This window comes from Microbacterium sp. B24 (assembly GCF_000333415.1).
GTDB lineage: Bacteria > Actinomycetota > Actinomycetes > Actinomycetales > Microbacteriaceae > Microbacterium.
This window is the reverse complement of the sequence record NZ_BADB01000340.1, coordinates 1-7,518: the sequence shown is the minus strand read 5'-3', so window position 1 is coordinate 7,518 and position 7,518 is coordinate 1. Positions and strand designations below refer to the sequence as shown.

The following is a 7,518-nucleotide window of genomic DNA, read 5'->3' as shown; positions in this document are numbered from 1 at the left end:
CGCTGGGCGTCGAAGAGAGCATCGGGGCTCTCGAGGCCGTCAGGCAGCTCTGGCGTGTGGCGTCTCTCGTCCAGGAGCAGCCAGCCCACCAGTGCCGTCACCGCGAGTGTCAGAGCCGCTGCAGCGGCGAAGACGACGACCGAGACCCAGGTGGTCGGCGCGCCGGTCGCGGCGTGGACCGAGAGCAGCGCGAGCGCCGTCAGTCCGAATCCCGCCGCGACCACGGCCAGGACGACGCCGAGCCCGCGTGCGCGCCTTGCCGCACGGGGAGGGCGGACGGCGCGATTCACCCTCTGATTATGAACCCGACAGGGGGAGCAGGCGATCAGCCGGGGTGCGTCATCGACAGAAGGTCGAGCTTCGTGTCGAGTTGCGCCTCGGTCAGCTCTCCTCTTTCGACGTAGCCGAGGTCGATCACAGCCTCGCGCACCGTGATGCCCTTGGCGACGGCGTGCTTGGCGATCTTCGCCGCCGCTTCGTAGCCGATGAGCTTGTTGAGCGGGGTCACGATCGACGGCGACATCCCGGCGAAGGCGGCGGCGCGCTCGAGGTTCGCTTCCAGACCGTCGACCGTCTTGTCGGCCAGCACGCGCATCGCGTTCGACAGCAGGCGGATCGACTCCAGCAGGGCCGTGCCCATGACCGGGATCGCGACGTTCAGCTCGAACGAGCCGGATGCGCCCGCCCAGGCCACCGTCGCGTCGTTGCCGATCACGCGCGCGCACACCATGAGGGTCGCCTCGGGGACGACCGGGTTCACCTTTCCGGGCATGATCGAGGACCCGGGCTGCAGGTCGGGGATGTGCAACTCGCCGAGGCCGGTGTTGGGGCCCGATCCCATCCATCGCAGGTCGTTGTTGATCTTCGTCAGCGAGACCGCGATCGTGCGCAGGGCGCCGGATGCCTCGACCAGGCCGTCGCGGTTGGCCTGCGCCTCGAAGTGGTCGTGCGCTTCGGTGATGGGAAGTTCGGTCTCCTCGGCCAGGAGCGCGATGACCTTCTGCGGGAAGCCGAGTGGTGTGTTGATGCCGGTGCCGACGGCCGTGCCGCCCAACGGCACCTCGCCCACGCGGGGAAGCACGGCACGCACCCGCTCGATGCCGAGGCGGATCTGGCGCGCATACCCTCCGAACTCCTGTCCGAGGGTCACGGGAGTCGCGTCCATGAGGTGCGTGCGGCCCGACTTCACGGCGTCCTTCCACAGGAGCGCCTTCGCCTCCAGGGCGACAGCGAGGTGGTCGAGGGCGGGGATGAGGTCATCGATGAGCGCCTGTGTGACGGCGATGTGGACGGAGGTCGGGAAGACGTCGTTGGACGACTGCGATGCATTGACGTGATCGTTCGGATGCACCGGCGCGCCGAGCTTCTGAGTGGCGAGCGAGGCGAGTACCTCGTTCATGTTCATGTTCGACGAGGTGCCCGAACCCGTCTGGTATGTGTCCACGGGGAAGTGGGCGTCGTATCGACCGGTGATGACGTCGTCGGCGGCAGCCGCGATCGCATCGGCGATCGCGCCATCAAGGGTTCCGAGTTCCTTGTTGGCCAGCGCGGCGGCCTTCTTGATGCGCGCAAGCGCGGCGATCTGCGTCGACTCCAGCCCGGTGCCCGAGATCGGAAAATTCTCCACGGCGCGCTGGGTCTGTGCGGCGTAGAGAGCGTCCTTCGGCACGCGCACCTCGCCCATCGTGTCGTGTTCGATGCGGTACTCGGTGGTCTCGGTCATTGCGGTCACGTCCTCGTTTCCTGTGCGTCTTCGGTTGTGGTGTCGGGCGGGAGCCCGGCTCAGGCCGTCTGGAGGCCTACGGCGACGTGCGGCACCGCCGTGCCCTCGCTCAGCCGGTAGTTCGCGCCCACGATGCCCAGTCGGCCCTCGGCGACCGCGTCGGCGATGAGCCGCGAGGAGGCGAGCAGATCGTCGACCGTGTTCTTGAGGTGTTCCCGTCCCACGTCCTCGGCGTCCAGCTCACGAGGATCGACCTCGCCGCCGGCATCGCGGAGCACGGTGCGTGCCGCCGGCACGATGCGCGCGATCAGGCGCCAGATGTGCGGGGGGAGTTCGGGGGAGCCGAGCGCGGTGGAGTCGATCGCGGCGCGCACGGCACCGCACGCGTCGTGTGCGAGCACGATGATGAGCGAGACGTCCAGCGCCGCGACGGCATACTCAAGGCTGGCCACCGCGGAGTCCGAGGCGACCTGGCCGGCGTTACGGACGACGAACAGGTCGCCGAGGCCCTGATCGAAGATGATCTCCGCCGCCAGGCGTGAATCCGCACAGCCGAACAGCGCGGCCCGCGGGGTCTGGGCGGCGGCGAGCTCGTTGCGCCGCTCGACGTCCTGTCGCGGATGGCGCGGCTCGCCTGCGACGAAACGGGCGTTGCCCTCGAGCATCTCCTCCCAGACGAGCGAAGGGGTGGGGCGGGCGGTTGCGTTCATCTCTTCTCCTCGCGCATGGTCAGAATCTGATCGGTGACGCCCGACGCCGCGACGGCGGCCGTTGCGGCATCGGTCGCCCCGTAGATCAGCACCGTGTCGGAGCCGGCCGTCGTCGAGATGGCGTACGAGACCGTGTCGGTGCGGGCGGCGGCAGGGATCGTGTACTCGTCCCAGGCGATCCCGTCGATGGTGACGCTGCCGGAGGGCGCGAACCCGCCCAGCACCTTCGTCGCCCATCCGGCGTCGGCGTCGACGCCCTGTGCCACGCGCACGTAGCCGCTCGGCGGTGCATACACGACGCGCCACATCGAGCCCTCCAGTCGCGCCGAGTTGGCGCGCCAGTTCTCGGGGACGACAGGAACCAGCAGCGGGTGTCCGATGGCTGCCGACGCGCTCTGTGCTGCCGCGGCCACGTCCGCCTCCTCAGGGTCGGGCAGTGAACCGCGCGGCACCCCGAAGTAGACGACGGCGACGACGGCCATGATGACCAGGAGAGCTGCCACCAGGTTGCGGAAGGTCTTGCTCTGACGGTACGCCCGCGAGGCGGCCGCCTTGCGATCGGCGGTCTCCGCGGGCGTCTCGGGTCGGCCGAGCTCCGCGACGATGCGAGGACCCGATGCCATTACGACTCCGCGTCCGCGGGACGGGCGGCATCGAGAAGCCGCTTCGCGCCGAGCAGCCACTCCTCGCAGCGCGCGGCGAGAGCTTCACCGCGGGTCCACAGGGCGAGCGACTGCTCTAGAGTCGGCGCGCCCTGCTCGAGCTCGGCCACAACGCGGACGAGCTCGTCCCGGGCCTGCTCGAATGAGAGATCGGCGACGTCGGTGGCCGTGTCGCTGGTCATGGCGTCCATTCTAGGCCGCCCCGCCGGCGTCTTCTGCGAGCGGACCCGCCGAGCGCGCGCTGAACGAGCCCTCGGCGACGGTGACCGTCACGGAGGTGCCCACCGGAACCTGACGAGCGTCGCGGACGATGACCCCGGCATCCAGATGGGCGATGGCATAGCCGCGTTCGAGTGTCGCGCCGGGGGAGAGGGCGCGCAGCGACGCGCGCAGCTGCGCCGTCGTGCGTTCCGCGGCATCCATCCGTCGGTGCACGATGTCGCGGCCGCGCGAGACGAGGGTCCAGAGCTCGTGGGCGCGGGGCGTGAGCAGAGACTCGGGCGTCCGCAGCACAGGACGCGAGCGCAGCTGCTCGAGCTGGGCGATGTCGTGACCGACCCTTTGCGTGAGGCGCGTGCGCGCACGCGAGCGCAGCTGGTTCACGAGCGCCCGTTGCTCCGAGACGTCGGGGACGACCCGCTTCGCGGCATCCGTCGGTGTCGACGCCCGTACGTCCGCGACGTCGTCGAGCAGCGGATGGTCGTTCTCGTGGCCGATGGCGGAGACGACCGGCGTGGATGCCGCGGCCACCGCACGCACCAGGCGTTCATCGCTGAAGCCGAGCAGGGTCTGCGGATCGCCGCCGCCGCGGGCGATGATGATGACGTCGACGTTCGGGTCGGCATCGAGCGCCGTGAGCGCGGCGATCGTCTCGGGAACGCAGCGCTCGCCCTGGACCGCGGCATGGATCGTGCGGAAGCGGACCCCCGGCCAGCGCAGTTCGGCGTTGCGGTGCACATCCTTCTCCGCGTCGCTGCGCTCACCGGTGACGAGGCCGACGAGCTGGGGAAGGAACGGAAGGCGCTTCTTGCGGGCAGGGTCGAACAGTCCCTCTGCACGCAACTGGGCGCGCAGCTTCTCGAGCCGCTCGAGCTGATCGCCGAGGCCCGTATGGCGCATCGAGGAGACGGTGAAGGTGAAGTCTCCGGTCTTCACGAAGAAGTCGCTCTTCACGCACGCCACCACGAGGTCGCCGACCTTGAGGTCATCGGGCAGGCGCTGAAGGGTCGAAGACCACAGACGGAACGAGAGCATCGCGTCACCGTTCGCGTCCTTCAGGCGCCCGAAGACGTGGCCGCCGCGGAGGTTCCACGCGGTGATCTCACCTTCGACCCAGACGGACCCCCAGGTCGAGACGAACCCGCGGATGGTCTCGTTCAACCGTGACACCGACGTCGGAGCGTCGGTGCGTGAGTCGCGCGGAGCGACCGCATCGGGAGGAGGGACGTGCCCGGGGGCGGACGCGAACGATGCCATCGATGCCTCTCCGCCGCGCGCATGCGGCCCTCACTCAGCCCGCTCTCCCTAGAATCAAGGGGTGAGCAGCACAGCCATCCGTCTTCCGACGCCCCACATTCCAGGCCCGCGCGGACGGCTTCAGGATAACCCGGTCCCCGGACACAAGCGGGTCCTCCTCGCGTCACCGCGAGGGTACTGCGCCGGCGTCGATCGCGCCGTGATCGCCGTCGAGAAGGCGCTGGAGCGCTACGGTGCACCCGTGTACGTGCGCAAGCAGATCGTGCACAACATCCACGTCGTCACCGAGCTCGAGGCGAAGGGAGCCGTGTTCGTCGAGGAGGTCGACGAAGTGCCCGAAGGCGCCCACGTCGTCTTCAGCGCGCACGGTGTGTCGCCGGCCGTCGTGAACGCGGCCTCCGAGCGGGGCCTCCAGGCGATCGACGCCACTTGTCCTCTCGTGACGAAGGTGCACCGCGAGGCGGTGCGCTTCGCCCGCGACGACTTCGAGATCCTCCTCATCGGCCACGACGGTCACGAAGAGGTCGAGGGGACGGCCGGAGAGGCCCCGGACCACGTCACCGTCGTCAACTCGCCCGAGGAAGCCGATCGGGTCGTCGTGAAAGATCCGGCGAAGGTCGTCTGGCTGTCGCAGACGACGCTCTCGGTCGATGAGACCATGGAGACGGTTCGCCGTCTGCGCGAGCGTTTTCCCGAGCTTCAGGATCCGCCGTCTGACGACATCTGCTACGCGACGCAGAACCGCCAGGTCGCCATCAAGAAGGTCGCCAAGGACGCCGACCTCGTCATCGTCGTCGGCTCGGCGAACTCCTCCAACTCCGTGCGCCTGGTCGAGGTGGCGCTGGAATACGGCGCGAAAGCGGCCTACCGCGTCGACTACGCCCACGAGATCCAGCAGGAATGGCTCGACGGCGTCGAGACCGTCGGGGTCACCAGCGGAGCCTCGGTGCCCGAGGTGCTCGTGCAGGAGGTTCTCGCCGACCTCGCCGGCGCCGGCTACGCCGACGTCGAGCAGGTGCGCACGGCCGAGGAGGATCTGATGTTCTCGCTTCCCAAGGAGCTCCGCCAGGACGCGAGCGGGCGCCGGGACGACCGTGCACTGGGTGGGCGGTCGCGCGGATGAGCGACCCGACCGGATCGTCCACACACGCGCAGACGCCGCGTCCGCGTCCGCAGTACGGCGAGTATGCGAGCCCCGAGGAGCAGCGGGCGCGGATCCAGCAGCCCGAACCGGCCTCCGTCTCGCCCCACCCCGCGCTGCCGCACACGGCACCCAGCCGAGTCCACCCGCCCACCGCTCCGGCGACGACCGCCGCCGCGCGCCCGACGCGCACCGCGGACCGCATCATCACCTTCGCCCTGCTCGTGTACGGTCTCGTGACCGTCGTCAGTGCGGTGCCGCAGCTGTGGGACTTCTCCGGCTTCGCGCAGACGTGGATGCAGGTCGCGGGTATCGACGCGACGTTCACGAACACCGCGCAGGGCGAGCTGTGGGGCCGCATCGGAGCCTTCGTCTTCATCGGCGGGTGGATGCTCACCGCGTTGCTGTCGTGGGTGTCGCTGCGTGCGCGTCGCCTGTCGTGGTGGATTCCCCTCGTGGGGGCGATCGTGACCTTCATCCTCGCCACGGTGTGCTTGACGGTGCCGCTGCTCGGCGACCCTGCGATCGTCACCCACTTCGCCCGATGAGCGACACGGGGCGCCTTCTCGCCGTCTGCGTCGTACGGGCGCTGCGCCCCGACGCCGGATCACTCGGTGTGACAGCGATCGATAAGGCCGCGGTCGACGGGGCGGTGCGCCTCGGACGCTACGGCGCGTATGCCGATGTGCAGGCGAATCGGAAGCACCATGGTGGCCTGGACAAGGCTCTGTATGCGTACGCGCAGGAGGACGCCGAGTTCTGGGAGACGCAGCTGCGGGCGCCTCTCCCGCCCGGATGGTTCGGCGAGAACCTCCGTGTCGAGGGGCTCGACGTCAATCGTGCCCGTATCGGCGAGCAGTGGCGGATCGGGGAGACGGCCGTCGTCGAGGTGACGATGCCGCGGACACCGTGCCAGACCTTCGCCCGCTGGGTGCGCACCGTCGACCGGTCGGCGGAACGCGGCTGGGTGCGGCGGTTCTCGGCAGAACGGCGGCTCGGTCCGTACCTGCGCGTCGTGCGCACGGGCTCCGTCCGCGCGGGCGATCCCATCCGGGTGATCCATGTGCCCGACGGTGCTCCGGGACTGCTCGACGCGTACGTCGACCCTGCCTGATCGCAGCGACCGCACCCGCCTTCAGCGCGGCGCGGCACCGCACATCGCGGCACCGGATACCGACGAGAAACGCCCCCGGAGACGTGAGCTCCGGGGGCGTTTCTCGATGCGGATCAGAGGCTGATCGAATGCCCCGCCGAGCCGAGCTGCTGTGTCGCCTCGACGACGCGAGCGGCCATGGCCGTCTCGGCCACCTTGCCCCAGGCACGCGGGTCGTAGGCCTTCTTGTTGCCCACCTCGCCGTCGACCTTCAACACGCCGTCGTAGTTGCTGAACATGAAGCCGGCGACCGAACGCGTGAAGGCGTACTGCGTGTCGGTGTCGATGTTCATCTTGACGACACCGTTGGCCACGGCGGTTGCGATCTCCTCCGGCGTCGAGCCGCTGCCACCGTGGAAGACCAGGTCGAGGGGCTTCGCGTCGGTGCCGAAGCGCTCCGCGATGCCCGCCTGGATCTCGCCGAGCAGCTCGGGGCGCAGCTTCACGTTGCCGGGCTTGTAGACGCCGTGCACATTGCCGAACGTCAGAGCGGCGATATAGCGGCCGTTCTCGCCGAGGCCGAGCGCCTCGACGAATCGAGACACGTCGGCGGTGGTCGTGTAGAGCGCCTCGTTGGAGCCCTCGTGCTTGACGCCGTCCTCTTCGCCGCCGACCACGCCGATCGACTCTAGAGGATCCCCGGGACCGAGCTC

9 protein-coding genes and 1 pseudogene are annotated in these 7,518 nt (G+C 69.4%); 3 read left to right on the top strand and 7 right to left on the bottom strand.

Translation table 11 applies throughout. The features are described from left to right. The 6 genes and pseudogenes from I5I_RS08775 to xseA all read right to left on the bottom strand — a co-directional run. Positions 1-290 (bottom strand): annotated as a pseudogene (locus I5I_RS08775) (hypothetical protein); the annotation flags it as partial. Positions 291-325: 35 nt separating this feature from the next. Further along, positions 326-1,723, bottom strand: a complete 1,398-nt coding sequence (locus tag I5I_RS08770; protein WP_036318404.1) for a class II fumarate hydratase — start codon at positions 1,721-1,723, stop codon at positions 326-328. Between the two features lie 59 nt (positions 1,724-1,782). Next, the gene (locus I5I_RS08765) at positions 1,783-2,433 is read right to left on the bottom strand and encodes a carbonic anhydrase (RefSeq protein WP_036318403.1); all 651 of its coding nucleotides are present in this window, start codon (positions 2,431-2,433) and stop codon (positions 1,783-1,785) included. Next, on the bottom strand, positions 2,430-3,056 hold the full coding sequence (locus I5I_RS08760; RefSeq protein ID WP_036318402.1) for a DUF4245 family protein: 627 nt from the start codon (positions 3,054-3,056) through the stop codon (positions 2,430-2,432). The genes I5I_RS08765 and I5I_RS08760 overlap by 4 nt, the downstream gene beginning before the upstream one ends. Further along, positions 3,056-3,286 carry an exodeoxyribonuclease VII small subunit gene (locus I5I_RS08755; RefSeq protein ID WP_083867978.1) on the bottom strand — a complete coding sequence of 77 codons (231 nt, stop codon included), beginning with the start codon at positions 3,284-3,286 and terminating at the stop codon, positions 3,056-3,058. Before I5I_RS08755 ends, I5I_RS08760 begins: the two co-directional genes overlap by 1 nt. Position 3,287: 1 nt before the next feature. Then, a complete protein-coding gene (gene xseA, locus I5I_RS08750) occupies positions 3,288-4,571 on the bottom strand; it encodes an exodeoxyribonuclease VII large subunit (protein ID WP_036318401.1) in 1,284 nt (427 codons plus the stop codon). 97 nt (positions 4,572-4,668) lie between these two features. On the opposite strand from xseA, the gene I5I_RS08745 reads away from it, so the two are divergent. Genes I5I_RS08745 through I5I_RS08735 form a run of 3 tightly spaced genes read left to right on the top strand, consistent with a single transcriptional unit; the run spans position 4,669 to position 6,826 of the window. Further along, on the top strand, positions 4,669-5,694 hold the full coding sequence (locus tag I5I_RS08745) for a 4-hydroxy-3-methylbut-2-enyl diphosphate reductase (protein WP_051039537.1): 1,026 nt from the start codon (positions 4,669-4,671) through the stop codon (positions 5,692-5,694). Next, entirely contained in the window at positions 5,691-6,260 is a 570-nt protein-coding gene (locus tag I5I_RS08740; RefSeq protein ID WP_036318400.1) for a DUF6264 family protein, read from the top strand. Before I5I_RS08745 ends, I5I_RS08740 begins: the two co-directional genes overlap by 4 nt. After that, complete coding sequence (locus I5I_RS08735) at positions 6,257-6,826, top strand: MOSC domain-containing protein (RefSeq protein WP_036318399.1); 570 nt, start codon at positions 6,257-6,259, stop codon at positions 6,824-6,826. Before I5I_RS08740 ends, I5I_RS08735 begins: the two co-directional genes overlap by 4 nt. Positions 6,827-6,939: 113 nt before the next feature. Here I5I_RS08735 and I5I_RS08730 read toward each other — a convergent pair. After that, on the bottom strand, positions 6,940-7,518 hold a 579-nt coding region (locus I5I_RS08730; protein WP_036318398.1), incomplete at its 5' end, for a class II fructose-bisphosphate aldolase.

Excerpts from the sequence above, each read along its gene's own strand:
- I5I_RS08770 (WP_036318404.1), bottom strand. The coding sequence starts at position 1,723 with ATGACCGAGACCACCGAGTACCGCATCGAACACGACACGATGGGCGAG.
- I5I_RS08765 (WP_036318403.1), bottom strand. The coding sequence starts at position 2,433 with ATGAACGCAACCGCCCGCCCCACCCCTTCGCTCGTCTGGGAGGAGATG.
- I5I_RS08760 (WP_036318402.1), bottom strand. The coding sequence starts at position 3,056 with ATGGCATCGGGTCCTCGCATCGTCGCGGAGCTCGGCCGACCCGAGACG.
- I5I_RS08755 (WP_083867978.1), bottom strand. The coding sequence starts at position 3,286 with ATGGACGCCATGACCAGCGACACGGCCACCGACGTCGCCGATCTCTCA.
- xseA (WP_036318401.1), bottom strand. The coding sequence starts at position 4,571 with ATGGCATCGTTCGCGTCCGCCCCCGGGCACGTCCCTCCTCCCGATGCG.
- I5I_RS08740 (WP_036318400.1), top strand. The coding sequence starts at position 5,691 with ATGAGCGACCCGACCGGATCGTCCACACACGCGCAGACGCCGCGTCCG.
- I5I_RS08735 (WP_036318399.1), top strand. The coding sequence starts at position 6,257 with ATGAGCGACACGGGGCGCCTTCTCGCCGTCTGCGTCGTACGGGCGCTG.